27 protein-coding genes and 9 pseudogenes are annotated in these 24,385 nt (G+C 48.7%); 19 read left to right on the top strand and 17 right to left on the bottom strand.

Translation table 11 applies throughout. From position 1 onward, the window contains the following. Positions 1-103 precede the first annotated feature (103 nt). From ACQGXV_RS07485 to ACQGXV_RS07450, 8 genes and pseudogenes are all read left to right on the top strand, one after another. Positions 104-430 (top strand): annotated as a pseudogene (locus ACQGXV_RS07485) (transposase); the annotation flags it as partial. Positions 431-482: 52 nt separating this feature from the next. Then, positions 483-587 (top strand): annotated as a pseudogene (locus ACQGXV_RS07480) (IS5/IS1182 family transposase); the annotation flags it as partial. Positions 588-689: 102 nt separating this feature from the next. After that, positions 690-1,079 (top strand): annotated as a pseudogene (locus ACQGXV_RS07475) (IS5 family transposase); the annotation flags it as partial. A gap of 80 nt (positions 1,080-1,159) precedes the next feature. Continuing rightward, positions 1,160-1,426, top strand: a complete 267-nt coding sequence (locus ACQGXV_RS07470; protein WP_440862962.1) for a hypothetical protein — start codon at positions 1,160-1,162, stop codon at positions 1,424-1,426. Beyond that, positions 1,410-2,021, top strand: a complete 612-nt coding sequence (locus ACQGXV_RS07465; protein WP_440866054.1) for an IS91 family transposase — start codon at positions 1,410-1,412, stop codon at positions 2,019-2,021. Before ACQGXV_RS07470 ends, ACQGXV_RS07465 begins: the two co-directional genes overlap by 17 nt. Before the next feature lie 67 nt (positions 2,022-2,088). Continuing rightward, positions 2,089-2,211, top strand: coding sequence for a hypothetical protein (locus tag ACQGXV_RS07460; protein ID WP_440866053.1), 123 nt, complete (start codon positions 2,089-2,091; stop codon positions 2,209-2,211). 113 nt (positions 2,212-2,324) lie between these two features. Next, positions 2,325-2,690 carry an IS630 transposase-related protein gene (locus ACQGXV_RS07455; protein WP_440862584.1) on the top strand — a complete coding sequence of 122 codons (366 nt, stop codon included), beginning with the start codon at positions 2,325-2,327 and terminating at the stop codon, positions 2,688-2,690. 66 nt (positions 2,691-2,756) lie between these two features. Then, positions 2,757-3,146 (top strand): annotated as a pseudogene (locus ACQGXV_RS07450) (transposase); the annotation flags it as partial. Positions 3,147-3,189: 43 nt separating this feature from the next. Here ACQGXV_RS07450 and ACQGXV_RS07445 read toward each other — a convergent pair. The 4 genes and pseudogenes from ACQGXV_RS07445 to ACQGXV_RS07430 all read right to left on the bottom strand — a co-directional run. Further along, the gene (locus ACQGXV_RS07445; protein ID WP_440866052.1) at positions 3,190-4,401 is read right to left on the bottom strand and encodes an IS256 family transposase; all 1,212 of its coding nucleotides are present in this window, start codon (positions 4,399-4,401) and stop codon (positions 3,190-3,192) included. Between the two features lie 58 nt (positions 4,402-4,459). Then, positions 4,460-4,912, bottom strand: a complete 453-nt coding sequence (locus ACQGXV_RS07440) for a replication protein (protein ID WP_440866051.1) — start codon at positions 4,910-4,912, stop codon at positions 4,460-4,462. Continuing rightward, positions 4,909-5,124, bottom strand: a complete 216-nt coding sequence (locus tag ACQGXV_RS07435) for a phage antirepressor KilAC domain-containing protein (protein ID WP_440867319.1) — start codon at positions 5,122-5,124, stop codon at positions 4,909-4,911. The genes ACQGXV_RS07440 and ACQGXV_RS07435 overlap by 4 nt, the downstream gene beginning before the upstream one ends. 138 nt (positions 5,125-5,262) lie before the next feature. Continuing rightward, positions 5,263-5,445 (bottom strand): annotated as a pseudogene (locus ACQGXV_RS07430) (phage antirepressor KilAC domain-containing protein); the annotation flags it as partial. Positions 5,446-5,479: 34 nt separating this feature from the next. On the opposite strand from ACQGXV_RS07430, the gene ACQGXV_RS07425 reads away from it, so the two are divergent. From ACQGXV_RS07425 to ACQGXV_RS07410, 4 genes are all read left to right on the top strand, one after another. Beyond that, positions 5,480-5,824 (top strand): IS630 transposase-related protein, encoded by a 345-nt coding sequence (locus ACQGXV_RS07425; RefSeq protein WP_440866050.1) that lies wholly within the window; start codon positions 5,480-5,482, stop codon positions 5,822-5,824. A 145-nt stretch (positions 5,825-5,969) separates the two neighbouring features. Next, the gene (locus tag ACQGXV_RS07420; RefSeq protein WP_440867318.1) at positions 5,970-6,500 is read left to right on the top strand and encodes an IS630 family transposase; all 531 of its coding nucleotides are present in this window, start codon (positions 5,970-5,972) and stop codon (positions 6,498-6,500) included. Positions 6,501-6,525: 25 nt separating this feature from the next. After that, positions 6,526-6,930 carry a helix-turn-helix domain-containing protein gene (locus ACQGXV_RS07415; protein ID WP_440864244.1) on the top strand — a complete coding sequence of 135 codons (405 nt, stop codon included), beginning with the start codon at positions 6,526-6,528 and terminating at the stop codon, positions 6,928-6,930. Then, positions 6,882-7,316, top strand: coding sequence for a transposase family protein (locus ACQGXV_RS07410; RefSeq protein ID WP_440862780.1), 435 nt, complete (start codon positions 6,882-6,884; stop codon positions 7,314-7,316). Before ACQGXV_RS07415 ends, ACQGXV_RS07410 begins: the two co-directional genes overlap by 49 nt. A gap of 37 nt (positions 7,317-7,353) precedes the next feature. On the opposite strand, the gene ACQGXV_RS07405 is transcribed toward ACQGXV_RS07410, so the two are convergent. Beyond that, the gene (locus ACQGXV_RS07405; protein WP_440866049.1) at positions 7,354-7,521 is read right to left on the bottom strand and encodes a helix-turn-helix domain-containing protein; all 168 of its coding nucleotides are present in this window, start codon (positions 7,519-7,521) and stop codon (positions 7,354-7,356) included. 17 nt (positions 7,522-7,538) lie between these two features. Between ACQGXV_RS07405 and ACQGXV_RS07400 the strand changes: the two genes are divergently transcribed. Continuing rightward, on the top strand, positions 7,539-7,670 hold the full coding sequence (locus ACQGXV_RS07400; protein WP_440866048.1) for a hypothetical protein: 132 nt from the start codon (positions 7,539-7,541) through the stop codon (positions 7,668-7,670). A gap of 628 nt (positions 7,671-8,298) precedes the next feature. Here ACQGXV_RS07400 and glpD read toward each other — a convergent pair. The 8 genes and pseudogenes from glpD to ACQGXV_RS07360 all read right to left on the bottom strand — a co-directional run. Beyond that, positions 8,299-9,798, bottom strand: coding sequence for a glycerol-3-phosphate dehydrogenase (gene glpD / locus ACQGXV_RS07395; protein WP_440866047.1), 1,500 nt, complete (start codon positions 9,796-9,798; stop codon positions 8,299-8,301). Between the two features lie 233 nt (positions 9,799-10,031). Beyond that, positions 10,032-10,718: an L-ribulose-5-phosphate 4-epimerase gene (locus ACQGXV_RS07390; protein ID WP_440867317.1), complete on the bottom strand. Its 687-nt coding sequence runs from the start codon at positions 10,716-10,718 to the stop codon at positions 10,032-10,034. Further along, positions 10,718-11,578 (bottom strand): L-ribulose-5-phosphate 3-epimerase, encoded by an 861-nt coding sequence (locus tag ACQGXV_RS07385; RefSeq protein ID WP_440866046.1) that lies wholly within the window; start codon positions 11,576-11,578, stop codon positions 10,718-10,720. Before ACQGXV_RS07385 ends, ACQGXV_RS07390 begins: the two co-directional genes overlap by 1 nt. 10 nt (positions 11,579-11,588) lie before the next feature. Further along, positions 11,589-12,242: a 3-keto-L-gulonate-6-phosphate decarboxylase UlaD gene (locus ACQGXV_RS07380; RefSeq protein WP_440866045.1), complete on the bottom strand. Its 654-nt coding sequence runs from the start codon at positions 12,240-12,242 to the stop codon at positions 11,589-11,591. Positions 12,243-12,252: 10 nt separating this feature from the next. Next, a complete protein-coding gene (ulaC, locus tag ACQGXV_RS07375; protein WP_440866044.1) occupies positions 12,253-12,723 on the bottom strand; it encodes a PTS ascorbate transporter subunit IIA in 471 nt (156 codons plus the stop codon). 9 nt (positions 12,724-12,732) lie between these two features. Next, positions 12,733-13,041 (bottom strand): PTS ascorbate transporter subunit IIB, encoded by a 309-nt coding sequence (gene ulaB, locus ACQGXV_RS07370; protein WP_440867316.1) that lies wholly within the window; start codon positions 13,039-13,041, stop codon positions 12,733-12,735. A gap of 16 nt (positions 13,042-13,057) precedes the next feature. Next, complete coding sequence (gene ulaA, locus ACQGXV_RS07365; protein ID WP_440866043.1) at positions 13,058-14,455, bottom strand: PTS ascorbate transporter subunit IIC; 1,398 nt, start codon at positions 14,453-14,455, stop codon at positions 13,058-13,060. A gap of 343 nt (positions 14,456-14,798) precedes the next feature. Further along, positions 14,799-15,317: pseudogene (locus ACQGXV_RS07360) on the bottom strand (IS30 family transposase); the annotation flags it as partial. A 419-nt stretch (positions 15,318-15,736) separates the two neighbouring features. Between ACQGXV_RS07360 and ACQGXV_RS07355 the strand changes: the two are divergent. Then, a pseudogene (locus ACQGXV_RS07355) lies at positions 15,737-16,210 on the top strand (transposase); the annotation flags it as partial. 56 nt (positions 16,211-16,266) lie between these two features. On the opposite strand, the gene ACQGXV_RS07350 reads toward ACQGXV_RS07355, so the two are convergent. The 3 genes and pseudogenes from ACQGXV_RS07350 to ACQGXV_RS07340 all read right to left on the bottom strand — a co-directional run. Beyond that, entirely contained in the window at positions 16,267-16,800 is a 534-nt protein-coding gene (locus ACQGXV_RS07350) for an IS630 family transposase (protein WP_440867276.1), read from the bottom strand. After that, positions 16,724-17,089, bottom strand: coding sequence for an IS630 transposase-related protein (locus tag ACQGXV_RS07345; RefSeq protein WP_440863997.1), 366 nt, complete (start codon positions 17,087-17,089; stop codon positions 16,724-16,726). Before ACQGXV_RS07345 ends, ACQGXV_RS07350 begins: the two co-directional genes overlap by 77 nt. Positions 17,090-17,117: 28 nt before the next feature. Further along, positions 17,118-17,466: pseudogene (locus ACQGXV_RS07340) on the bottom strand (hypothetical protein); the annotation flags it as partial. Between the two features lie 85 nt (positions 17,467-17,551). Between ACQGXV_RS07340 and ACQGXV_RS07335 the strand changes: the two are divergent. Together ACQGXV_RS07335 and ACQGXV_RS07330 are read left to right on the top strand one after the other, a co-directional pair. Further along, entirely contained in the window at positions 17,552-18,229 is a 678-nt protein-coding gene (locus ACQGXV_RS07335; RefSeq protein ID WP_440866042.1) for a transposase family protein, read from the top strand. A 50-nt stretch (positions 18,230-18,279) separates the two neighbouring features. Continuing rightward, a complete protein-coding gene (locus ACQGXV_RS07330; RefSeq protein WP_440862551.1) occupies positions 18,280-19,491 on the top strand; it encodes an IS256 family transposase in 1,212 nt (403 codons plus the stop codon). A gap of 42 nt (positions 19,492-19,533) precedes the next feature. On the opposite strand, the gene ACQGXV_RS07325 is transcribed toward ACQGXV_RS07330, so the two are convergent. Next, the gene (locus ACQGXV_RS07325; RefSeq protein WP_440862591.1) at positions 19,534-19,812 is read right to left on the bottom strand and encodes a transposase; all 279 of its coding nucleotides are present in this window, start codon (positions 19,810-19,812) and stop codon (positions 19,534-19,536) included. A 981-nt stretch (positions 19,813-20,793) separates the two neighbouring features. Here ACQGXV_RS07325 and speA point away from each other — a divergent pair. The 3 genes and pseudogenes from speA (at position 20,794) to ACQGXV_RS07310 (ending at position 24,299) form a co-directional block, all read left to right on the top strand. Beyond that, entirely contained in the window at positions 20,794-22,770 is a 1,977-nt protein-coding gene (gene speA, locus ACQGXV_RS07320) for a biosynthetic arginine decarboxylase (protein ID WP_440866041.1), read from the top strand. A 251-nt stretch (positions 22,771-23,021) separates the two neighbouring features. Continuing rightward, entirely contained in the window at positions 23,022-23,216 is a 195-nt protein-coding gene (locus ACQGXV_RS07315) for a hypothetical protein (protein ID WP_440866040.1), read from the top strand. 65 nt (positions 23,217-23,281) lie between these two features. Then, a pseudogene (locus tag ACQGXV_RS07310) lies at positions 23,282-24,299 on the top strand (IS5 family transposase). The last annotated feature ends 86 nt before the right edge of the window (positions 24,300-24,385 follow it).

The raw sequence follows: 24,385 nt of genomic DNA, 5'->3' as shown, positions 1-24,385 counted from the left end.
TTACCCAGGTATAGCCAAGCGACATTATTTTGATAACAGCCAGCTATGCTTCTTTGCCGCATATCAGGGCATAGGATGTAATCATTTTTAAGTCGGTTGGCTATACTGCCACGATGCGTTGCTAAGAAAGAAAATCAGGCCCCTTATCCCGCCGCGAAGCGGAGCCAAATACTGGCCGGACAAGTACCATGAACGTAACCATGCGGTGGCGAATCAGCGTCTGAGCGGGAGTAATGATATGTGGAAAAAGAAAGTGGGTTATCACCGGCGTTCAGTGGCAGAAACAGCGATGTTCCGCATAAAAACTTTGCTGGGTGGCCATCTGAGCCTGCGTGACTATGAGGCTCAAGTAGGTGAAGCCATAGCGATGGTCAAAGCGCTGAACCGTATGACGTTGTTGGGTATGCCACACAGCGTCAGGATCGGATAACAGGTGTAGCAGAGGGAGTCATCCTGTCGGCTAATTCTGATTTATTCAACAAAGCCGTCGGGTTCTGACTGGCTGGGAGAAGAAAGTCGAAAATTATGAGGCGATGCTGCATTTTACCTGCGGCATCATTGTCTGGAATAAAATCCTATTGGGATAGGTTCTTAGTCCCAGATCCAATAAAGGACGCTCAACCTGATTAGGCTGTGTCCCTTAATTGCTTGAGCTATAGTATCCATCTGTTTCTAAGACACTTTGGATTATGGCTCGCTACGATCTTTCTGATGAAGCATGGGCAATCATTGAGCACTTGTTACCAACCGTTTTGACATCTCCGCAGGCAGGCCGGCCATGGGCAGAACATCGCAAAATCGTCAACGGCATGTTCTGGATACTGTGTTCAGGTGCCCCATGGCGTGATTTACCTGAACGTTACGGCCCATGGAAAACCGTTTATAACCGTTTCAATAGATGGTCAAAGTCTGGAGTTATTAACATTATTTTTAATAAGTTACTTTCATTTCTTGATGCTCATGGACTTGTTCTGGTCAGCCACTGCGCTGGATGGCAGCAATATCCGTGCGCTCAAATGTGCGGCTGGCGCTCAAAAAAACATCCCGATATTACCAACGATAACAGCCTAGGTCGCTCAGAACGAAGCAGCCTGGCGGCTGCAAATCGAAGTGTGGCAGAATAGCGATATTCTGAAACCCGCCAGCCGAAGATTATCCCGTGTCACATTCCCCTGAGCATCAGCGCGTTCATACAAAAATGGTTAAGCAGATTTTCAAAACGGTGGCCCGACAGGGCAACCTCCCTTACCAGCAATTCCGCCTTTTCGTTGACAACGATCCTGACTGCACAGAGTGGTTCTGGACCACCTTCTACAGTGAATTCCCTGATTCTCCGTACCACTACGTTGCCTTCTGCCATACCTGTCGCCGGTTTGACCTGTACGAAACCGAAGCGGAGATGCTCTCCGATGACCCGCACGGATGATTCCGGCATACAGCCCCGCCCCATGAAGACGCTGTTTCAGCGCAACAGGGCATGGGCTGACATCATGGAGGCATACCCGCTCCGGCCTGTAGAGATTGAGGTTGTCACAAAGATGCTGGCCTGCGGCACCCCACTGACGGGCAGCCGGGAATTTCGCTGCAGCAACCCCGACTGCACTCACCACCGTTACATCCATCAGAGCTGCCACGGACGCGGATGTCCGACCTGCGGCAAAAAGGCCACCGACCTGTGGATTGCCACCATGATGGCCCGCCTGCCGGATACGCCGTGCCAGCACGGCACATTCACGATGCCGGATACCCTGTGGCCATTGTTTGAAGCCAACCGCTGGCTGCTGAATGGCCTCTTTGCGCTGGCGGCGGACAACCTGCTGTACGCTGCGGAGCAGCGGGGCCTGACCACCGGTATTTTCGGCGCTCTTCACACGTATGGTCGCCAGCTTAACTGGAACTGCCATATTCACCTGTCGTGGACCTCCGGCGGCATAAATGAGCACGGTGCCTGGAAAAAACTGTCGTTTGCCCTGCCGAAGGTCAGGGCGCGCTGGGTATGGAATAAACTAGTTGCTGAATAGAGACTTGCATTTTTTGTCAGGCTATTGAGAATAAAAAGAGGTTTAACTTAGAGAATAAAGGTTTGAAATGATCAACAAAGAGCGGTTGTTACGAGATAATCGTTTATGTAAAGCAATCATTGGATTATCAGTCGAAGAATTGAAAAATTTAGCCGCTGAATTTTCAGCTTGTTATAGCCAACCGACTTAAAAATGATTACAGCCGATGCCCTGATATGTGGCAAAGAAGCATAGCTGGCTGTTATCAAAATAATGTCGCTTAGCTATATAGCTAAACGACTTAATTTTGATTACATTATTTAAATGAGCTATTCAATTGATTTTAGACGTAAAGTGATATCTACACGGAAAAACGAAGGGTTGAGTATCCGAGAAACAGCGAAGCAATTTCGGATTGGCCCTGCCTCTGTATCGCGTTGGATTAATCAAATAGAGTCAAAAGCATCGACCACGCGTCAGCGAAAGATCGATAAATCCGAGTTGATAAAAGATGTTGAACAATATCCAGATGCTTACCAAAAAGAACGTGCAGAGCGTTTTGGCGTTTGTCAGAAGGCCATTTGGCAAGCGCTTAAAAAGCTGGGATTGACCTATAAAAAAAACTCTACGTCATCCGAAAGCCGACGAAAACGCCCGGCAGGGATTTCAACAAAAAAAACAACAGTATGAAAAAGAAGGTAAACCTATTGTTTTTATTGATGAAAGTGGTTTTTCACACGATGCCCACGGACTCACGGCTATTCCCCAAAAGGTCAACGGTGTTTTGGCCTGAAGAACTGGGGAGCTAGGGGAAGAACAAATGTTATCGGCGCTTTATTAGGCACAACGCTGTTTGCTATCGGATTATTTGATATCAATATTAACAGCGATGTTTTCTATGCCTGGGTCACACAAGTCCTTATCCCAGTACTCCCTAAAAACAGTGTAATCATGATGGACAATGCCACTTTTCACAAAAAACATAATATTCAACAAGTCATCATCGATGCAGGGTATATGGTGGAGTATTTGCCTACATATTCGCCAGATCTTAACCCAATTGAGCATAAATGGGCACAAGCAAAAAGCAAAAAAAGAGAGATGGGTTGCGATACAGAGAGTTTGTTCTCAGTCCATATGGTGTAATCAAAAGAGTCTGTAAAGAATTTTGTGTAAATGGCTCCATTGCTTAACCGGAGATTCGTTCTCCATACATCAACATGAATTGGCTCATAGCAGGTTTCCAGTCTCTGATTGGCAAGGTCCATTTAGCAGAGATATTATGCAAGGCTAGATAGAGTAATTTTATCACCGAGTCATCCGTTGGAAATATTCGTCGCGTTTTCGTTATCTTGCGCAATGAAGCATTTAACGACTCTATTGCGTTGGTGGTGTAGATAACCTTGCGGATCTCCGGCGGAAAGTCAAAAATGACGATGAGACGTTCCCAATTATTTCTCCACGACGGGCTGATCGTCGGGAACTGCTCATCCCATTTGGCCGCGAAGGCATCCAGGGCCTCTTCAGCGCCCTCTATCGTTGCGGAACTATAGATGGTGCGCAGGTCAGCAGCAACGGCCTTACGCTCTTTCCAGCCGACGTAGCGCAGCGAGTTCCGCACCTGATGCACAATGCAGAGCTGTACCCGCGTATGCGGGTAAACAGCTTCAATGGCATCAGGAAAGCCTTTCAGGCCATCGCAGCAGGCGACGAAGATGTCCTTTAGCCCACGATTTTTCAGTTCTGTCATCACAGATAACCAGAACTTGGCCCCCTCAGTTTTGGCTATCCATAGCCCCAGCAGCTCTTTTTCGCCCTGGCCGTTGACGCCGAGGGCCAGATAAACAGACTTGTTGGCCACGGCTCCGCCGTCCTGGCTTTTGACAACAATACAGTCAAGGTAAACAATGGGATAAAGCGCATCCAGCGGCCGTTGCTGCCAGCGCTTAACTTCATCCATCACAGCATTGGTCACTTGAGAAATGAAGCCAGCGGAAACATCGACCCCGTAGACTTCTTTAAAGTGTGCCTGAATATCACGGGTTGATAACCCTCTGGAATAGAGAGAAATAATGCGGTCATCGAAGCCGTTAAGCTGTTTTTCGTTCTTACCGATCAGTGTCGGCTCGAAGGTACTGTTGCGGTCGCGCGGAATATCGAGCTCGATCTCCCCATTTTGGCTACGTACGCTCTTGGATGTCTTGCCATTGCGGGAGTTGCCTGAATGATTACCAGCCGGGTCATGCTTAGCATACCCAAGGTGCATCTCCATCTCAGCTTCAAGAACCCGTTCCGCCAGTCTTTTAGTCAGCACCTTGAGTAGGCCTGATTCACCCAGCAGATCCTGAGGGGAGTGACAATCTTGAAGCAGTTGGTCAATAAGTTCGTTGCTGATAGGCATTTTGTTATCCTTTGAAGGTTTTCCTCAAAATGCCATTTACACAGATTATTTTACAGTCTCAATCAAAATTAAGTCGCTTGGCTATAACACTCGGTGTATCCAATTTGGTAACGTTTTTTATTCCCGATTTGGTAACAATGTTATCTATTTGGGAACACTCCGGGATCTCCCATTCTGATATGTTTTTGTTTGGGCCAATTTTGCTTCCGTCTTTCACCAGAACTTTCATGGCGATAAGCTCATTTTTGGCAATGCTGGCCTTTGGTCTGCTGATTCTGCAAAGCTCGGCTAATTGACTGTCAGCAATGCGATCCATTTTCTTCTTGAAGCCGTATGTCTTTCGGCATACAGCGTGTGCCACCTTGGCTTGATTGCGTGTCAAATTAGCGCCGATAAGTTCTTCGTAAAGCTCCATCGCCAGCATGATGAAGCCATCATCAGTGTCAGCCACGCGATGCTCCTGTTGCCCCTGCTCGGGGTCGGGGAATTGATATATCTCAGCAGTGTTCATGCGGCGCTCCCCACTGCTTTCAGAAGACCCGCATCAAGCATCTTCCGCGTCAGCCATTGCTGGCCCTTGCCGGTGATCTTCGTCGTGAATGAGATTTGAATGCCGTGATTGGTGTCTACAGGCGTCTCACGGACAGTGAAATAACCTCTATCCATGTACTCGGCTTTGTTGAATAATTTAACCGTTTGATTTACATCTTCTTTAGTTAGAATGCATTTACAGAGAATGTATTTTGTTAGAACGACAAATCAAATAGTTAGCACAATAAAAAGCATTCCGAGAGGAAAAATTAGTCGTTGAAATTTTATAATGCTTATATAAATCAGTATCTTAAATTATTCAACAAAGCCCATGTACTCCTGCATCGGGACGTTGCGGCGAGCGCCAGAGGCGATCAGCACCCGGTTATCGCGCAGCCACGCAAAGAGCTTGTTGGGGCCGAGTCCTACGGTTTTCGCGTAGTTGCCGATGAGCACGCCAGCAGCCTCACCAACACGATCAGCAAACTCGACCTTTGGCGCGGCGATAGCTATAGCTAAACGACTTAATTTTGATTACATTATTTAAATGAGCTATTCAATTGATTTTAGACGTAAAGTGATATCTACACGGAAAAACGAAGGGTTGAGTATCCGAGAAACAGCGAAGCAATTTCGGATTTGCCCTGCCTCTGTATCGCGTTGGATTAATCAAATAGAGTCAAAAGCATCGACCACGCGTCAGCGAAAGATCGATAAATCCGAGTTGATAAAAGATGTTGAACAATATCCAGATGCTTACCAAAAAGAACGTGCAGAGCGTTTTGGCGTTTGTCAGAAGGCCATTTGGCAAGCGCTTAAAAAGCTGGGATTGACCTATAAAAAAAACTCTACGTCATCCGAAAGGGCTTTGTTGAATAATTTAAGATACTGATTTATATAAGCATTATAAAATTTCAACGACTAATTTTTCCTCTCGGAATGCTTTTTATTGTGCTAACTATTTGATTTGTCGTTCTAACAAAATACATTCTCTGTAAATGCATTCTAACTAAAGAAGATGTAAATCAAACGGTTAAATTATTCCACAAAGCCATCCGAAAGCCGACGAAAACGCCCGGCAGGGATTTCAACAAAAAAAACAACAGTATGAAAAAGAAGGTAAATCTATTGTTTTTATTGATGAAAGTGGTTTTTCACACGATGCCCCACGGACTCACGGCTATTCCCCAAAAGGTCAACGGTGTTTTGGCCTGAAGAACTGGGGAGCTAGGGGAAGAACAAATGTTATCGGCGCTTTATTAGGCACAACGCTGTTTGCTATAGGATTATTTGATATCAATATTAACAGCGATGTTTTCTATGCCTGGGTCACACAAGTCCTTATCCCAGTACTCCCTAAAAACAGTGTAATCATGATGGACAATGCCACTTTTCACAAAAAACATAATATTCAACAAGTCATCATCGATGCAGGGTATATGGTGGAGTATTTGCCTACATATTCGCCAGATCTTAACCCAATTGAGCATAAATGGGCACAAGCAAAAAGCAAAAAAAGAGAGATGGGTTGCGATACAGAGAGTTTGTTCTCAGTCCATATGGTGTAATCAAAATTAAGTCGCTTGGCTATATTTGATTTATCGGAAAAAGAATCGAAAAGATCACGAGCGGCAGATGGGTGCAGGGCAGAAAGGATTTATCCCAACCCCATTAGATAAACTGCTTTTTATTTTATTGTATTTAAAATGTTATCCGACCTATGATTTGCAAGGACTTCTTTTTGGTTTAGATAGAACACGGGTATGTCGCTGGGTAAAAATATTATTGCCGGTTTTAGAGATGACCTTGGGGCGAGAATGTGTTTTGCCCGCTCGTCAAATTCGCTCTGCTGAGGAATTTTTTCGCGCCTTTCCTGGAGTTAAAGACGTCTTTATTGATGGGACAGAGCGACCTGTCCAAAAGCCTAAGAATCTGCGTCGGCGAAAAAAATGTATTCGGGAAAGAAAAGACAGACCACTCGAAAAGGGCTTATTATGACTGACGAAACAAGGCAAATTGGATTTATCCCCATGAGCAAAAATGGGCGCCGTCACGATAAACGCTTACTCGATAAAGTCGATATAATTCGCCATATTCCTCCTGAGGTAACCATCTGGGCAGATACCGGTTTTCAAGGTATAGATAAACAGCATCCTAATACACAAATCCCAAAAAAAGGAACTCGAAAAAGACCTTTATCGCCTGAACAAAAACAAGAAAATAAAATAATCTCGGGCATCCGTATTACAGTTGAACACGCCATCGCGGGTATCAAGCGCCTCGGTTGCATGACCCAAATTTTACGGAATCGTAGACCCTTTATTGATGATACCTTCTTACTCCTTAGCGCCGGTCTTTGGAATTTCCATCTCAGAACAGCGTAAAATTTACTTCAATCACCGAAACACCCTTATTTCACTATTAAGCAACACGCTTATTGAAAGTAGGGTCGGTATTGCGTCTGAGTTCCCTGCTGATGGTCGAGCGAGGCAGAGCAAGCTCTCTGGCGATGGTAGCTTGGTTGACACCTTCACCACGCCGCTTTTCGATGTAGAACCGTTCTTTCTGAGTCAGATGTTTTCCCTGCATGCAACAGGCTCTCCAGTATGGCCAGAACGGTGATTTTATCCGACTCTGGCAAGTGGGTCACTTTGTTGCGTTTCGAGTGGGAATGGGGCGAATACATGAGCACGGAAATCAACGCAGAACAAAACACGCAACAAGACGATAAGAAATAACGTGACAGTAAACACTAACCATTGTATAAAATACTTAATAACGATATCTCATCACAACGGCTTATTACCCGCGTCTGTTTTGCGAACTGACATTACGATGCAATGTTGAATAGGACGGAGGTCATGATTGGCTATCAGTACTAATAATAGAGTACTTGAGATGCAATTTATTACTCCGTTAATCATTAATAAGAATGGGTATTTTATTGTATTTATTCTGTGAGCTATCTCTTAGAAAAACAAATAACCATTTATTTTTATGGGTATTGATTATTATTCTTATTTACATTATATCAGACATATATTTTATCCATCGCTTTCCTTCTTGTGGTAAATATATTCCCTGATTTTAAATTCCATTAACATAATAAATAACATTGTGCGCAATGTTTATTATCATTCGTTTATTATTTACTGTTACTGGCCCGGTTTATTTTCTTGGGATGACGCTGCTTTGACTTGCGTCTGTGAGAGCAGATTAGCGTGAAGAGGGAAAAAATGATTAACCACACTTTTTTAGTGGGTAATGGGCGTTGTATTCCGCGAAATGTTAACGTTTCTTTCGTGTAAAAAACGAACAGGTTACCTTTAGGCAACCTGTTGTGGTGGGAGCGGTCTGGCAGGAAAATTACTGTGCGGTAACCTTGGATTGGCGATAGGCACTTAACCAGTCAGCGACGCGTTGTTTTTGATCATCATTCAGCCACATGCCCAGCTTGGTACGACGCCAGATGGCATCCTCCACGCTGACAACCCACTCTTTGTCGGCCAGATAGCGCAATTCCGCTTCGTAGAGGTCGTGTCCGAAGTTTTCGCCGATATCGTGAATGCCTGTGGCGTTCGTCAGGATCAGTTCGCTGTGGGAACCGTAGGTGCGGGCATAGCGACGCGCCAGCGATTCCGGCAGGTTAAAACGGCGGCGCAGCGCAGCGGCGTATTCGTCGCGCGTACCGGCCAAATCGCCGCCGGGCAGCACCGCGTTTTGCGTCCAGGCCTGACCGCTGTGCGGATAGTATTTTGCCAGTTTCTCCATCGCATGCTCTGCCAGCTTGCGGTAGGTGGTCAGCTTGCCGCCAAACACCGACAGCAGAGGCGCTTTACCGTGCTCGTCCGCCACCGATAGCGTGTAATCACGGGTAATGGCCTGCGGAGAATCCGACTCATCATCGCACAGCGGGCGCACGCCGGAATAGGTCCATACGATATCGTCGCGTGTCAGCGTCTTTTTGAAGTGATCGTTGTAGACGTCCAGCAAGTAGGCCGTTTCTTTGTCGTCGATCTTCACGTCATGCGGGTCGCCGTGGTATTCCACATCGGTGGTGCCGATGATCGAGAACTCATCCTGCCACGGGATCACAAACACAATGCGATTATCTTTGTTTTGCAGAATGTAGGACTGTGGTTCGTCGTGTACGCGAGGCACAACGATGTGGCTGCCTTTGATCAGACGAATGCCATAAGGGGATTTTAGCTCCAGCCCGTGATCGAAGAACTCTTTCACCCAAGGGCCCGTGGCGTTGACCAGTCCTTTCGCCTGCCAGGTATGGGTTTCTCCGGTAACGCTGTCAACGGCATCGATGATCCACAGATCGCCTTCGCGACGCGCCCGCGTCACTTTGGTGCGGGTGCGCACTTCGCCGCCGCGTTTCACCACTTCCTGCGCGTTCAATACCACCAGACGCGCATCGTCTACCCAGCAGTCGGAATATTCGAAACCGCGCGTTAATTCGGGTTTCAGCACCGAGTCCTTGCCGAATTTCAGGCCGTGGCTGGCGGGCAGGCTGACGCGTTTGCCCAGATTGTCATACATAAATAGCCCGATACGAATCATCCAGGCCGGGCGCAGGTGCGGCTTATGGGGCAAACGGAAGCGCATTGGGAAGATGATGTGCGGTGCCATCTTCAGCAATTTTTCACGCTCGGAGAGCGCTTCGCTCACCAAACGAAACTCGTAATGTTCCAGGTAGCGTAGGCCGCCGTGGATCAATTTTGAACTGGCAGAGGAGGTAGCGCTGGCAAGATCCTGTGCTTCTAACAGTAGCACCGACAATCCACGGCCCGCTGCATCGGCTGCAATCCCAGCGCCGTTGATGCCCCCACCGATCACGATAAGGTCTTTGGTTTCCACGCGTTCTCCTCCGTGTCCAAAAAAAGGTCAAAATGTTCGTTTTCGAGCATTATCATAATCGAAAACAAACACCACAGCCAAGGATTAACCAAATAAAAATATTTAGGCGTGATGCAGGTAACATATTGTTGAAGGTTGTCACATAAAGTATAGGGGATTTGTGCGAAGAAGGGCGCGTAATTGGCAGAGAATACGGTCATTTCTCGCGTTGGCGAGGAATGACCGTCGGGGCGTTATTTTTGCCCGTAGTAGGCGTTCGGGCCGTGTTTGCGATTAAAATGCTTGTGCTGCAATGCGCTGTCGAGCGCGCGCAGATGAGGGTTCAGTGTGCAGGCGAGCCAGGCCATGCGCGCCACTTCTTCCAGCACCACCGCATTGTGTACCGCTTCTTCCGCATCTTTGCCCCAGCAGAACGGCCCATGCTGGTAGGCAATCATGCCGGGGGTGTGCAGTGGATTGCGATCTCCCAGCGTCTGGGCAATGACCACACCGGTATTTTTTTCGTACTCATGCTCCACTTCGTGCGCCGTCAGCGGACGGGTGCAGGGAATGTCGCCAAAAAAATAGTCGGCGTGCGTTGTGCCGAGCGCAGGAATATCTAACCCGGCCTGTGCCCAGGCGGTGGCGTGGGTGGAGTGAGTGTGCACAATCCCGCCCATTTGCGGATAGCGGCGATACAGCTCCAGATGCGTGGGGGTATCCGAGGAAGGGCGATAATGTCCTTCAACCAGATTGCCCTGTACATCGACCACCACCATATCCTCGGCCCGCATCACTTCATAGGCGACGCCGCTGGGTTTGATAACCACCAGACCGCGTTCGCGTTCGACAGCACTCACATTCCCCCAGGTGTACGTCACCAGACCGTGCTGAGGCAGGGCCATATTGGCTTCAAAGACGCGTTGTTTCAGTTGCGCTATCATGCGGCTTCCTCCACGTGCAAACCGGCGCGTTCCATGCGCTGTTTCACCCAGTCGCGCGCTGCGAGCACTTCTTTGATGGGATCGGGGGCATTCTCGCTCCACATCTCAATCAGATAAGGACCACGGTAGCCGCTCTCTTTCAGCGTGGTAAAACAGCGTTCGAAATCCACGACGCCCGTGCCGAAGGGCACGTTTTTGAAGACGCCGGGGCGGGTATCTTTCACGTGCACCGCGACAATGTGGCCTTGGCCTGCGCGCAACTCCATCTGCACATCATTATCCCAGGCCGAGAGGTTACCGATATCGGGATAGAGCTGGAACCACGGGTTGTTGAGGTAGTTGGCATAGCCTAGCGCTTTGCTGATGGAGTTCATCAGGGGGTAATCCATGATCTCCATCGCCAGTGTGACCTGTGCGCGGCTCGCCATTTCTACCGCGTGTTGCAGGCCGTCGCGAAAACGCTCACGTGTTATCTCATTGGCCTCCTGATAATAGACATCGTAACCGGCCAACTGAATCACACGAATCCCCACATCCTGCGCCAGCGCAATAGCTTTATGCATGATGGTGAGCCCCTGATCGCGAATAGCGTCATCCTGTGAGCCCAGTGGGAAGCGGCGGTGCGCGCTCAGGCACATGGAAGGCACCCGAATACCGGTAGCCGCGATGGCATTGACTAACGCCAGACGCTGTTCCCGATCCCAATCCAGCCGGGCTAAGCGCTCATCGGTTTCATCCACCGACATTTCGACGAAATCAAAGCCCAACTCATGGACCAGTTGTAAGCGTGCCAGCCAATCCTCGCCGGGAGGTAACGCTTTTTCGTAGATGCCCAGCGGCACCGCTTTTGTCAGCATGTTACTTCCCTTAGCCCCACAGTTGGGCAATACGGCGTTTAAACTCACGGGCAGCATCGACCGGGCTTGCCGCATCGCGGATACTGCGTCCGGCGATAAAGACGTGAATCGGGATGCCCTGAAACAGCTGCAGATCGTCCAGCGCCAGACCGCCGGTGACAGTGACTTTAAAGCCCATTTCAGCCAGGCGCTTGATGGCGCTGATGTCGGTTTCGCTCCAGGCGACGCCAGCGGCCTGTGCATCCCGGCTGCGGTGATACACCACTTGCTGAATCCCTGCCGCACGCCAGGCTTCCGCCTGTTCCCAGGTCCAGAAGCCGGTAAGTTCGATCTGCACATCGCCGTCGAATTCGCGCGCTACCGCCAGGGCGCCCGCTGCGGTGTTGATGTCCGCGCAGCAGATCACCGTGACCCAGTCGGCATTGGCTTCAAAACACATGCGTGACAGGATTTTCCCCGCGTCGGCGATCTTGGCATCGGCCAGCACGATCTTGTGCGGATAGAGTGCTTTCAGATCGCGCACGGCACGCACCCCTTCGCCCACGCATAAAATGGTGCCGACTTCGATAATGTCCACCTCTTCTGCGATCAGTCGGGTGGTGTTGTAGGCATCGGACAGCGTCTGGTTATCCAGCGCAACTTGTAACATCGGTAACTGTGGCATCGGGGACTCCTTATTCCGTCGCGGCCAGCGTGGCGCGATCAATCAGATCTAAAACATCCTGCTCCGTGCGGCAGGCGCGCAGGCGATCGAAATTCGCCTCATCCTCAAACAGATTAACGATCTGCATAATGCCCACCTCTTGGTGTGCAGTAGCATCTTCGGCGGCCAGCGTGATCAGCAGATCCACCGGATCGTTATCTTCATGGTTGAACGGCAGTGGGGTTTTTAGTGTTACCAGCGCGAAGCCGGTTTTTTTCACCCCTTCCTCCGGGCGGCCATGGGGCATGGCAAGCCCGGGAGCTATCACAAAGTAGGGGCCAAAACGTTCTACGCCATCGAGAATCGCCTGGTAGTAGCGCGGCTCGACCACATCAGCGGCTACCAACAGATCGACACCGATTTTGACCGCTTCTTGCCAGGTGCTGGCCTCCGCTTGCAGGCGGATTGACCGGTTTTCCAGCAGAGAATCGCGCAGCTTCATGGACACTCCTTACGCTTTAGCATTCTTAGGAAAGTGGGCATTGATCACCTCCATCAGCTTGGGACCAAACTCAGCGGCAGAGAGCATATTGCGCACGCCGACGACATATTTGTTGCCGCTTACGGTTATCTCATCCGCCACGTGGGTCGAGGCGATAATGATGTCCGCGCCGCTCAGCTCTGCTTTATATTCTCCGACGGCACAACTGTTGACGGTGTGTACCACCCCTTGTTGGGTCAGGAACTGATCCACCTTCATCTTCATGATCATGGAACTGCCTTGCCCACAGCCGCATACGGCCAGAATCCGAACTGTCATGGTGCTTTCTCCAGCGTCATTGCGCGGTGGTTTGCGCGAGTTGTTTTTCTGCATCTTCTTCAGCCCGCAAGGTGCGGCTGGCAAAGTACATGTAGGCCACCGCGATAAGGATCACCACGCCCATAAACCACAGGCCCAGCGTCATGCCTTGCATCAGCGGCGGTGCCAGAATTGACCAGTCCGCCATGCCCATCCAAGCCGACAGTCCGGTGAGTTTTACCGCCCATACGCAGCCAAAAATCTCAATCATCCCCATCACCAGACAGATTTTCAGCGCCGCGCGCCAGCCGCCAAAGTGGTTGGCAAACACGCCGATGGTGGCGTTGGAGAAGAACATCGGGATAAAGCCGGGGATGATCATGATGGGCGAGCCGATCCCAATCAAAATGCCAACGGCGATCAGTTGGCCGATAGTGCCCCACATAAAGCCCCATACCACTGCATTCGGGGCGAAGCTGTAGATGGCAGCGCAGTCGATAGCCAGCACGGCACCAGGGATCAGACGTTGAGAGATGCCGTTGAAGGCTTCGGACAGTTCGGCAACGAACATGCGCACGCCCTGCACGATGATGAAAATGGCAACGGCGAACTGGAAACCGGTTTGCAGGATATAGACAGTCCAGTGGGTTTTGCCTGCCATCTTCTGCACCGTATCGATACCGAATGACAGAAGGATTGCGCCAAAGAACACGGTCATCACGATGGCGGTAGAGACGATGTTGTCATGGAAGATATTCAGCCAGTCGGGCAGCTTCAGATCTTCGACGCTCTCTTCTTTTTTACCCAGATAGGGGGCGAGTTTGTAGGCCAACCATGAGGCGAACTGCTGCTGGTGGCCGATGGAGAAACCACAGCCGTCGGTCACTTCCTGCGTCGGCTTGTACATCATGTTGGAGGTGATCCCCCAATAGAGCGACACCAGCACGGCGCTGCACAGGATGGTGGTCCACATCGGGTAACCGAGAATATAGAAGAACATCGCCAGCAAACCCGCCTGCTGAAACATGATATGGCCGGTGAGCATAATGGTGCGAATGCCGGTAATACGGCGCAGCAGGACATACACAATGTTCAGTGCCAGCGCCAGCAGCACCGCATAGCCGACCCAACTGTAGGCGTCTCCCATGCGTTCGATAGTGGCCATCATCGAGGCGTAGGTGTCAGAGATAGCACCATTAATCTGATACACCTCGGACATCTTGGCGACCACGGGTTTGAAGGTGCCGGTCAGGATGCCGGAGCCCGCCTGCAATAGCATAAAGCCGATGATCGTCTTGATGGTGCCTTTGATGATCACCGTGGCGCTTTTGCGCAACAGCAGGTAGCCGAGAAAGGTCACAATGCCCAGCAGCAAGGGGGCATTAGTCATGACCTGATCAAAGAAAATGGTGAAGATGTTGTAGAGAGTTTCCATGGAACACTCCAATCGATTTTTTATTGTTACCGTTTTACTGATCTTTCCTGCCATCACGGCTGCTTACGGGGAGCAACGTTGTGGCTGACATAACCGGGCGTAGGGACTTCAGTAATCATTAGTAATTGTATTGAGATTTTTGTTGATTGTTTGTGATTAAACTCGCAATTCTCATGGCACTTAAGATGAGTCTGTAAAGAATTTCGTGTAAATGGCTCCATCGCTTAACCGGAAATCCGATCTCCATACATCAACATGAATTGGCTCATAGCCGGTTTCCGGTCTCTGATTGGTAGGGTCCATTGCCCCATTCCCACTCGAAACGCAACAAAACGGTAGAGGCTTATGCCACCAGTAAGTGCGTTAAAAATACCTCATTGGGGGAACGATAGCCCAGCGATTTTCTGCCCCTTGTATTGAGTATGTGTTCGAGTTCGGCAATCTTACGATGACTGACCTGACTGAAGTCTGTTCCCTTTGGGTAAAAACGTCGTATCAGCCCGTTGGTGTGCTCATTCAAGCCCCTCTCCCAGGAATGATAAGGATGGGCAAAGTAGACCTGCGCCCCTGTGATTTGAGTAATTTGCTCGTGCAGAGCGAATTCAGGGCCGTTATCAGCTGTTAGGGTCTTAAACTTGCAAAAGGTATTAGCTTCAATGTCCCTGAAAGCAGCAACCACAGTCTCCGCACGCTTATTAGGCAGTTTGCGAATGATGACGGTTTTCAATGCTTTATCTACGATGGTTAACAAGAATGACTTCTGGTCTTTGCCAAAAATAGTGTCAATTTCGAAGTGGCCAGGCTCCTGTTTAAGCTCGGCTTGAGCTGGGCGATACTCAATACCAACACGGTTGGGAATAGGGCCTGATTTGAGGTTTTCGGCATTGTATAGCTAAACGACTTAATTTTGATTACATTATTTAAATGAGCTATTCAATTGATTTTAGACGTAAAGTGATATAGCCAAGCGACATTATTTTGATAACAGCCAGCTATGCTTCTTTGCCGCATATCAGGGCATAGGATGTAATCATTTTTAAGTCGGTTGGCTATACAACCTCAATCTCTACAGGCCGGAGCGGGTATGCCTCCATGATGTCAGCCCATGCCCTGTTGCGCTGAAACAGCGTCTTCATGGGGCGGGGCTGTATGCCGGTATCATCCGTGCGGGTCATCGGAGAGCATCTCCGCTTCGGTTTCGTACAGGTTGTAGTGGCATACTGAATTTGGCCACCTAAGTAGAGGTGATATGCTTACCTCATAATTTTTATAGGTGCCAAAATGAGTAAAATAATTACTGCTGAATTTAAATGTGAAACCGCCAAATTAGTCCTTGACCAAAATTATACCTACCAGGAAGCCGCGAAAGCCATGAACGTCAGTCTTTCAGCGATTAGCCGGTGGGTAAGAGCCCTTCGTTTAGAACGTCAAGGGAAAACATCGCCTGGTCTGCCATTAACACCTGAACAAATTGAGTTCAGAGAAATGAAGAAAAAAATCCACCGACTGGAAATGGAGAATGCCATCTTAAAAAAGGCTACTGCGCTCTTAATGTCCGACTCACTGAAAAATTCTCGGTATAGCCAAGCGACATTATTTTGATAACAGCCAGCTATGCTTCTTTGCCGCATATCAGGGCATAGGATGTAATCATTTTTAAGTCGGTTGGCTATAGTTGAAAAGCTAAGAGCGCTTTATCCAGTGAAATCGTTGTGTCGTATTTTTAATGTTCACCGAAGCAGTTATCGCTATTGGGGGTTCTAAGCCGGAAACGCCGAAATTTCCGTTATAGCCAAGCGACTTAATTTTGATTACACCATATGGACTGAGAACAAACTCTCTGTATCGCAACCCATCTCTCTTTTTTTGCTTTTTGCTTGTGCCCATTTATGCTCAATTGGGTTAAGATCTGGCGAATATGTAGGCAAATACTCCACCATATACCCTGCATCGATGATGACTTGTTGAATATTATGTTTTTTGTGAAAAGTGGCATTGTCCATCATGATTACACTGTTTTTAGGGAGTACTGGGATAAGGACTTGTGTGACCCAGGCATAGAAAACATCGCTGTTAATATTGATATCAAATAATCCGATAGCAAACAGCGTTGTGCCTAATAAAGCGCCGATAACATTTGTTCTTCCCCTAGCTCCCCAGTTCTTCAGGCCAAAACACCGTTGACCTTTTGGGGAATAGCCGTGAGTCCGTGGGGCATCGTGTGAAAAACCACTTTCATCAATAAAAACAATAGGTTTACCTTCTTTTTCATACTGTTGTTTTTTTTGTTGAAATCCCTGCCGGGAGTTTTCGTCGGCTTTCGGATGACGTAGAGTTTTTTTTATAGGTCAATCCCAGCTTTTTAAGCGCTTGCCAAATGGCCTTCTGACAAACGCCAAAACGCTCTGCACGTTCTTTTTGGTAAGCATCTGGATATTGTTCAACATCTTTTATCAACTCGGATTTATCGATCTTTCGCTGACGCGTGGTCGATGCTTTTGACTCTATTTGATTAATCCAACGCGATACAGAGGCAGGGCCAATCCGAAATTGCTTCGCTGTTTCTCGGATACTCAACCCTTCGTTTTTCCGTGTAGATATCACTTTACGTCTAAAATCAATTGAATAGCTCATTTAAATAATGTAATCAAAATTAAGTCGTTTAGCTATACCCCAGCTTCAGCCCGGCAACCAGCGTATCCAGGTCAATAATCTCATCGCTTCTCTGGAAGGTATAATGTCCGTTCAGCAAAATGTGTTGCCAGGCCACCGGTGATACCCGGGTCAGAGCCTCAATGCTCCTGGCATTATAGCTAAGCGACATTATTTTGATAACAGCCAGCTATGCTTCTTTGCCACATATCAGGGCATCGGCTGTAATCATTTTTAAGTCGGTTGGCTATACCTTCCGCTTCCAGCCGCTCCAGCAATCGCGACAGGATCGCCGAGTTGTAATACACGATCGCGTTGGAAATCAGCCGCCCGCACTGGTTACTGATATCTGTTTCAATAAACTAGTTGCTGAATAGAGACTTGCATTTTTTGTCAGGCTATTGAGAATAAAAAGAGGTTTAACTTAGAGAATAAAGGTTTGAAATGATCAACAAAGAGCGGTTGTTACGAGATAATCGTTTATGTAAAGCAATCATTGGATTATCAGTCGAAGAATTGAAAAATTTAGCCGCTGAATTTTCAGCTTGTTATTTGATTTATCGGAAAAAGAATCGAAAAGATCACGAGCGGCAGATGGGTGCATGGCAGAAAGGATTTATCCCAACCCCATTAGATAAACTGCTTTTTATTTTATTGTATTTAAAATGTTATCCGACCTATGATTTGCAAGGACTTCTTTTTGGTTTAGATAGAACACGGGTATGTCGCTGGGTAAAAATATTATTGCCGGTTTTAGAGATGACCTTGGGGCGAGAATGTGTTTTGCCCGCTCGTCAAATTCGCTCTGCTGAGGAATTTTTTCGCGCCTTTCCTGGAGTTAAAGACGTCTTTATTGATGGGACAGAGCGACCTGTCCAAAAGCCTAAGAATCTGCGTCGGCGAAAAAAAATGTATTCGGGAAAGAAAAGACAGACCACTCGAAAAGGGCTTATTATGACTGACGAAACAAGGCAAATTGGATTTATCCCCATGAGCAAAAATGGGCGCCGTCACGATAAACGCTTACTCGATAAAGTCGATATAATTCGCCATATTCCTCCTGGGGTAACCATCTGGGCAGATACCGGTTTTCAAGGTATAGATAAACAGCAGAGACTGTAAAATAATCTGTGTAAATGGCATTTTGAGGAAAACCTTCAAAGGATAACAAAATGCCTATCAGCAACGAACTTATTGACCAACTGCTTCAAGATTGTCACTCCCCTCAGGATCTGCTGGGTGAATCAGGCCTACTCAAGGTGCTGACTAAAAGACTGGCGGAACGGGTTCTTGAAGCTGAGATGGAGATGCACCTTGGGTATGCTAAGCATGACCCGGCTGGTAATCATTCAGGCAACTCACGCAATGGCAAGACATCCAAGAGCGTACGTAGCCAAAATGGGGAGATCGAGCTCGATATTCCGCGCGACCGCAACAGTACCTTCGAGCCGACACTGATCGGTAAGCACGAAAAACAGCTTAACGGCTTCGATGACCGCATTATTTCTCTCTATTCCAGAGGGTTATCAACCCGTGATATTCAGGCACACTTTAAAGAAGTCTACGGGGTCGATGTTTCCGCTGGCTTCATTTCTCAAGTGACCAATGCTGTGATGGATGAAGTTAAGCGCTGGCAGCAACGGCCGCTGGATGCGCTTTATCCCATTGTTTACCTTGACTGTATTGTTGTCAAAAGCCAGGACGGCGGAGCCGTGGCCAACAAGTCTGTTTATCTGGCCCTCGGCGTCAACGGCCAGGGCGAAAAAGAGCTGCTGGGGCTATGGATAGCCAAAACTGAGGGGGCCAAGTTCTGGTTATCTGTGATGACAGAACTGAAAAATCGTGGGCTAAAGGACATCTTCGTCGCCTGCTGCGATGGCCTGAAAGGCTTTCCTGATGCCATTGAAGCTGTTTACCCGCATACGCGGGTACAGCTCTGCATTGTGCATCAGGTGCGGAACTCGCTGCGCTACGTCGGCTGGAAAGAGCGTAAGGCCGTTGCTGCTGACCTGCGCACCATCTATAGTTCCGCAACGCTAGAGGGCGCTGAAGAGGCCCTGGATGCCTTCGCGGCCAAATGGGATGAACAGTTCCCGACGATCAGCCCATCGTGGAGAAATAATTGGGAACGTCTCATCGTCATTTTTGACTTTCCGCCGGAGATCCGCAAGGTTATCTACACCACCAACGCGATAGAGTCGTTAAATGCTTCATTGCGCAAGATAACGAAAACGCGACGAATATTTCCAACGGATGACTCGGTGATAAAATTACTCTATCTAGCCTTGCATAATATCTCTGCTAAATGGACCTTGCCAATCAGAGACTGGAAACCTGCTATGAGCCAATTCATGTTGATGTATGGAGAACGAATCTCCGGTTAAGCAATGGAGCCATTTACACAAAATTCTTTACAGACTCGTATCTCACGACATATGTTTCGCGAAGAAGGCACTCGCCTTTTTTAGTATCTCCTTCTCTGTACGTAACTCTTTGTTTTCCTTTTGTAACCGTTTTAACTCTGCACGTTCATCATCGCTGAGTACGCCGTTGCTCTGCTCGCGTGCCAGCGAGACCCATGTATGCAGGGTTTTGTTGCTTATGCCCAGCGATGCTGCTGCCCTGGCTATCGTATAGCCCTGCTCTGTTACCAGGGCAACGGCTTCCTTTTTAAACTCAGGGGTAAATTGTCGTTTATGGTTCACTAAACACCTCCGTTTTGGATGTAAGTTTAGTGTCCTGATTATTCAACCACTACACTCATCGGGATGAATGAACCTCATCCGGCTTTGTTGAATAATTTAAGATACTGATTTATATAAGCATTATAAAATTTCAACGACTAATTTTTCCTCTCGGAATGCTTTTTATTGTGCTAACTATTTGATTTGTCGTTCTAACAAAATACATTCTCTGTAAATGCATTCTAACTAAAGAAGATGTAAATCAAACGGTTAAATTATTCAACAAAGCCACCTCATCCCTGAGGTTCACACTACGGGCCAGCGCAGGCGCTGTTCAAATTTGTTCCTTACTTGCTGCCTTCCGGCAACTCGAATTATTTAGGGTACAAAAGGTTGAAAAGTGATTTTCATTTTGCTTTTCCCCCCACATATCGGTATAAACGGCGAGCGGTCGCAGTGCGCCGTAATGCGTAGCGGAAAGGGTGTACGCTCCCTGTTTTTACCCATAGCCTGACCGCAATCGTTGCGGCGGCACGGAGGTGATAGGTTTAATGATCCACGGTTTGCCGAGTCCGTTGCAATCGCAACAGGTTTCTTTTGACGTATCGGCGTCAAATACTCAGCCTTTCTTTTTTTCTTCTCACTCTGCTGTTTCCCGAAGTCGCGTGTCCATGAGATTAACGCAGGACTCCCGGGCAGGCTGATACGCCTATGTTCAGGGTTTTTGCCGCGTTTTCGTGCGTTGTCTTTCTCGTTTTTTAGGTGTGTAACCCAACGCGTGTGCTGCTGCCTTAGTCGCGCAGGCACGGATTGTTACGTTTTCTCTCGCGGGTGCGACGGAGTCTGCAAGCGTGTTTTACTACACTAATAAAGGTCACATAACGGCGGCATACTGCATGCAGCCAGTTTTTTCACTGCTGTTGCCATCAACGTGGATGGACGTAAGACAGCGTTTTGGGACAGGTCGTAATGTGATTAGTGGAATGAATAAAGAGGTTCGTTATGTCTGACGATATGCTTCAAAATGGCTCGTCAGCGACGGGTAAACGTGAATATTTGCGCTCTATGCAAGAGGTGGCCATGAATGACCGCAATGCCAGCGAGATGCTACGGACGTACAACATTGCCTGGTGGGGCAACAACTATTACGACGTGAACGAGTTGGGACATATCAGCGTTTGCCCGGATCCTGACGTGCCGGAAGCCCGCGTCGATTTGGCGCGGCTGGTGAAAGAGATGCAGCAGGACAATCAGCGTTTGCCTGCGCTGTTCTGTTTTCCGCAAATTCTGCAACACCGTTTGCGTTCGATTAACGCCGCGTTTCGTCGTGCGCGTGAGTCCTTCGGCTATGAAGGCGGCTATTTCCTGGTGTATCCCATCAAGGTTAACCAGCATCGGCGTGTGATTGAATCGCTGGTGAATTCAGGTGAACCGCTGGGGCTGGAAGCGGGCTCAAAAGCTGAATTGATGGCAGTGTTGGGACATGCGGGTATGACGCGCACGGTGATCGTGTGTAACGGTTATAAAGATCGCGAATACATCCGTCTGGCGCTGATCGGCGAGAAATTGGGGCACAAAGTGTATCTGGTCATCGAGAAGATGTCCGAGATTAAACTGGTGCTGGAAGAGGCCGAGCAACTCAACGTAGTGCCACGCCTTGGCGTGCGTGCGCGTCTGGCCTCGCAAGGTTCGGGCAAGTGGCAATCCAGCGGCGGCGAGAAATCCAAATTTGGTCTGGCCGCCGTGCAGGTTCTGCAACTGGTCGAGATGCTGCGCGAAGCAGGGCGTTTGGACAGCCTGCAACTGTTGCACTTCCATCTCGGCTCTCAGTTGGCCAATATTCGCGATATCGCCACGGGCGTGCGTGAATCCGCCCGTTTCTATGTGGAGCTGCACAAGCTGGGCGTCAACATTCAGTGTTTCGACGTCGGTGGTGGATTGGGTGTGGATTATGAGGGCACCCGTTCTCAGTCCGACTGCTCGGTAAACTATGGCCTGAACGAATACGCCAATAACGTGATTTGGGGCATTGGCGATGCCTGTAACGAGCACGGCCTGCCGCACCCGATGGTGATCACTGAATCCGGGCGTGCGGTGACTGCACACCACACGGTGCTGGTGTCCAATATCATTGGGGTAGAGCGCAACGAATTCAGCGAGCCGACGCCGCCGGAAGAGGACGATCCTCGTGCGTTGGAAAGCCTGTGGTCAACCTGGCAGGAGATCAAAATGCCGGGAACGCGGCGTTCCTTGCGTGAATGGTTGCACGATAGCCAGATGGATTTGCATGATGTGCATACTCAATATACGCACGGAATGTTAACTCTGACGCAGCGGGCAAAAGCGGAGCAACTTTATCTCAGCATCTGCCAGCAGATTCAGCAACAGCTTGATCCCAGCAACCGTGCGCACCGTCCGATCATTGACGAATTGCAGGAGCGCATGGCGGATAAATTGTATGTGAATTTTTCGCTGTTCCAGTCGATGCCGGATGCGTGGGGGATCGATCAACTGTTCCCGGTGCTGCCGCTAGAAGGTCTGGACAAACTGCCTGAGCGCCGCGCTGTACTGCTGGATATTACCTGTGACTCGGATGGGACGATCGATCATTACATCGATGGTGATGGTATCGCGACCACCATGCCGATGCCGCCTTATGATCCGGAAAACCCGCCGCTGCTGGGCTTCTTTATTATTGGTGCCTATCAGGAAATCCTGGGCAACATGCATAATCTGTTTGGCGATACGGCGACGGTGGATGTTTACGTGTTCCAAGACGGCTCCATTGAACTGGAAGAGTCTGATGAAGGGAATACGGTGGCAGACATGCTGGAATACGTCCAGTTGGATCCCGAAGTCCTGATGGCCCGTTTCCGCGATCAGGTGAAGGAAACCAATCTGCCTGCCGACATTCAGTCGCAGTTCCTGGATGAGTTCGAAAGCGGGCTGTATGGCTACACTTACCTTGAAGATGCCTAATCTGAAGGCATAAGAAAGAAAAGGAGGCGTTTGCCTCCTTTTTTATTGCGGTTTACGGCATCCGACGAGTCTGTAAAGAATTTCGTGTAAATGGCTCCATCGCTTAACCGGAAATCCGATCTCCATACATCAACATGAATTGGCTCATAGCCGGTTTCCAGTCTCTAAACTAGTTGCTGAATAGAGACTTGCATTTTTTGTCAGGCTATTGAGAATAAAAAGAGGTTTAACTTAGAGAATAAAGGTTTGAAATGAAAGAGCGGTTGTTACGAGATAATCGTTTATGTAAAGCAATCATTGGATTATCAGTCGAAGAATTGAAAAATTTAGCCGCTGAATTTTCAGCTTGTTATTTGATTTATCGGAAAAAGAATCGAAAAGATCACGAGCGGCAGATGGGTGCAGGGCAGAAAGGATTTATCCCAACTCCATTAGGGCTTTGTTGAATAAATCGAACTTTCAGGGGATCGCCGGATCAAAGCACTATCATCGCTCCCGATAGCAGCTCCCCATGGCAAAGCAAAAGTTTAAAATCACCAACTGGCCCACCTACAACAACGCACTCAGACAACGCGGCTCCCTGACGGTCTGGCTTGATGAGTCCGCCATCGCTGCATGGACTGACAGTGCTTCGCCTGAAGGTCGTGGTCGGCCGCTTTACTACACCGATATGGCTGTTATAGCCAACCGACTTAAAAATGATTACATCCTATGCCCTGATATGCGGCAAAGAAGCATAGCTGGCTGTTATCAAAATAATGTCGCTTGGCTATACCACGGTTTTGATGATAAAGCGCGTGTTTAACCTGTCGCTCCGGGCATTACAGGGCTTTGTCGACTCGGTTTTTACACTGATGAGCCTGCCACTGCGCTGCCCGGACTACTCTCTGGTCAGTCGGCGGGCAAAAACCGTCAGTATCAGCATAAAAACGCCAACGCGTGGTGAAATATCGCATCTGGTCATCGACAGTACCGGTCTGAAGGTCTTTGGCGAAGGTGAATGGAAAGTCAGGCAGCATGGGGCTGACAGACGAAGAGTGTGGCGCAAGCTTCATCTGGCAGCAGACAGTGCGACGCATGAGATTATCTGTGCCGACTTATCGCTCAGCGGAACGACAGATGCGCAGGCACTGCCGGGCCTGATTAACCAAACCCACCGAAAAATCAGGGAAGTGTCAGCAGACGGTGCTTATGACGCCCGTTACTGCCACGATGCGTTGCTAAGAAAGAAAATCAGGCCCCTTATCCCGCCGCGAAGCGGAGCCAAATACTGGCCGGACAAGTACCATGAACGTAACCATGCGGTGGCGAATCAGCGTCTGAGCGGGAGTAATGATATGTGGAAAAAGAAAGTGGGTTATCACCGGCGTTCAGTGGCAGAAACAGCGATGTTCCGCATAAAAACTTTGCTGGGTGGCCATCTGAGCCTGCGTGACTATGAGGCTCAAGTAGGTGAAGCCATAGCGATGGTCAAAGCGCTGAACCGTATGACGTTGTTGGGTATGCCACACAGCGTCAGGATAGGATAACAGGTGTAGCAGAGGGAGTCATCCTGTCGGCTAATTCTGATTTATTCAACAAAGCCCCTCAAAATGCCATTTACACGAGTCTGTAA

The organism is Symbiopectobacterium purcellii, from assembly GCF_052050035.1.
Classification (GTDB): Bacteria; Pseudomonadota; Gammaproteobacteria; order Enterobacterales; family Enterobacteriaceae; genus Symbiopectobacterium; species Symbiopectobacterium purcellii_A.
The sequence above is the reverse complement of the archived record's forward strand: the minus strand, read 5'-3'. Positions and strand labels throughout refer to the sequence as shown.

Excerpts from the sequence above, each read along its gene's own strand:
- ACQGXV_RS07330 (WP_440862551.1), top strand. The coding sequence starts at position 18,280 with ATGCCTATCAGCAACGAACTTATTGACCAACTGCTTCAAGATTGTCAC.
- ACQGXV_RS07460 (WP_440866053.1), top strand. The coding sequence starts at position 2,089 with ATGATCAACAAAGAGCGGTTGTTACGAGATAATCGTTTATGTAAAGCA.
- ulaC (WP_440866044.1), bottom strand. The coding sequence starts at position 12,723 with ATGAAGCTGCGCGATTCTCTGCTGGAAAACCGGTCAATCCGCCTGCAA.
- ACQGXV_RS07345 (WP_440863997.1), bottom strand. The coding sequence starts at position 17,089 with ATGAGCTATTCAATTGATTTTAGACGTAAAGTGATATCTACACGGAAA.
- ACQGXV_RS07445 (WP_440866052.1), bottom strand. The coding sequence starts at position 4,401 with ATGCCTATCAGCAACGAACTTATTGACCAACTGCTTCAAGATTGTCAC.
- ACQGXV_RS07405 (WP_440866049.1), bottom strand. The coding sequence starts at position 7,521 with ATGCAGGGAAAACATCTGACTCAGAAAGAACGGTTCTACATCGAAAAG.
- ACQGXV_RS07380 (WP_440866045.1), bottom strand. The coding sequence starts at position 12,242 with ATGCCACAGTTACCGATGTTACAAGTTGCGCTGGATAACCAGACGCTG.
- ulaA (WP_440866043.1), bottom strand. The coding sequence starts at position 14,455 with ATGGAAACTCTCTACAACATCTTCACCATTTTCTTTGATCAGGTCATG.
- ACQGXV_RS07385 (WP_440866046.1), bottom strand. The coding sequence starts at position 11,578 with ATGCTGACAAAAGCGGTGCCGCTGGGCATCTACGAAAAAGCGTTACCT.
- ulaB (WP_440867316.1), bottom strand. The coding sequence starts at position 13,041 with ATGACAGTTCGGATTCTGGCCGTATGCGGCTGTGGGCAAGGCAGTTCC.
- ACQGXV_RS07335 (WP_440866042.1), top strand. The coding sequence starts at position 17,552 with ATGATCAACAAAGAGCGGTTGTTACGAGATAATCGTTTATGTAAAGCA.
- ACQGXV_RS07455 (WP_440862584.1), top strand. The coding sequence starts at position 2,325 with ATGAGCTATTCAATTGATTTTAGACGTAAAGTGATATCTACACGGAAA.
- ACQGXV_RS07410 (WP_440862780.1), top strand. The coding sequence starts at position 6,882 with ATGTATTCGGGAAAGAAAAGACAGACCACTCGAAAAGGGCTTATTATG.
- ACQGXV_RS07425 (WP_440866050.1), top strand. The coding sequence starts at position 5,480 with ATGAGCTATTCAATTGATTTTAGACGTAAAGTGATATCTACACGGAAA.
- ACQGXV_RS07440 (WP_440866051.1), bottom strand. The coding sequence starts at position 4,912 with ATGAACACTGCTGAGATATATCAATTCCCCGACCCCGAGCAGGGGCAA.
- ACQGXV_RS07315 (WP_440866040.1), top strand. The coding sequence starts at position 23,022 with ATGAAAGAGCGGTTGTTACGAGATAATCGTTTATGTAAAGCAATCATT.
- ACQGXV_RS07400 (WP_440866048.1), top strand. The coding sequence starts at position 7,539 with ATGGCCAGAACGGTGATTTTATCCGACTCTGGCAAGTGGGTCACTTTG.
- ACQGXV_RS07465 (WP_440866054.1), top strand. The coding sequence starts at position 1,410 with ATGACCCGCACGGATGATTCCGGCATACAGCCCCGCCCCATGAAGACG.
- speA (WP_440866041.1), top strand. The coding sequence starts at position 20,794 with ATGTCTGACGATATGCTTCAAAATGGCTCGTCAGCGACGGGTAAACGT.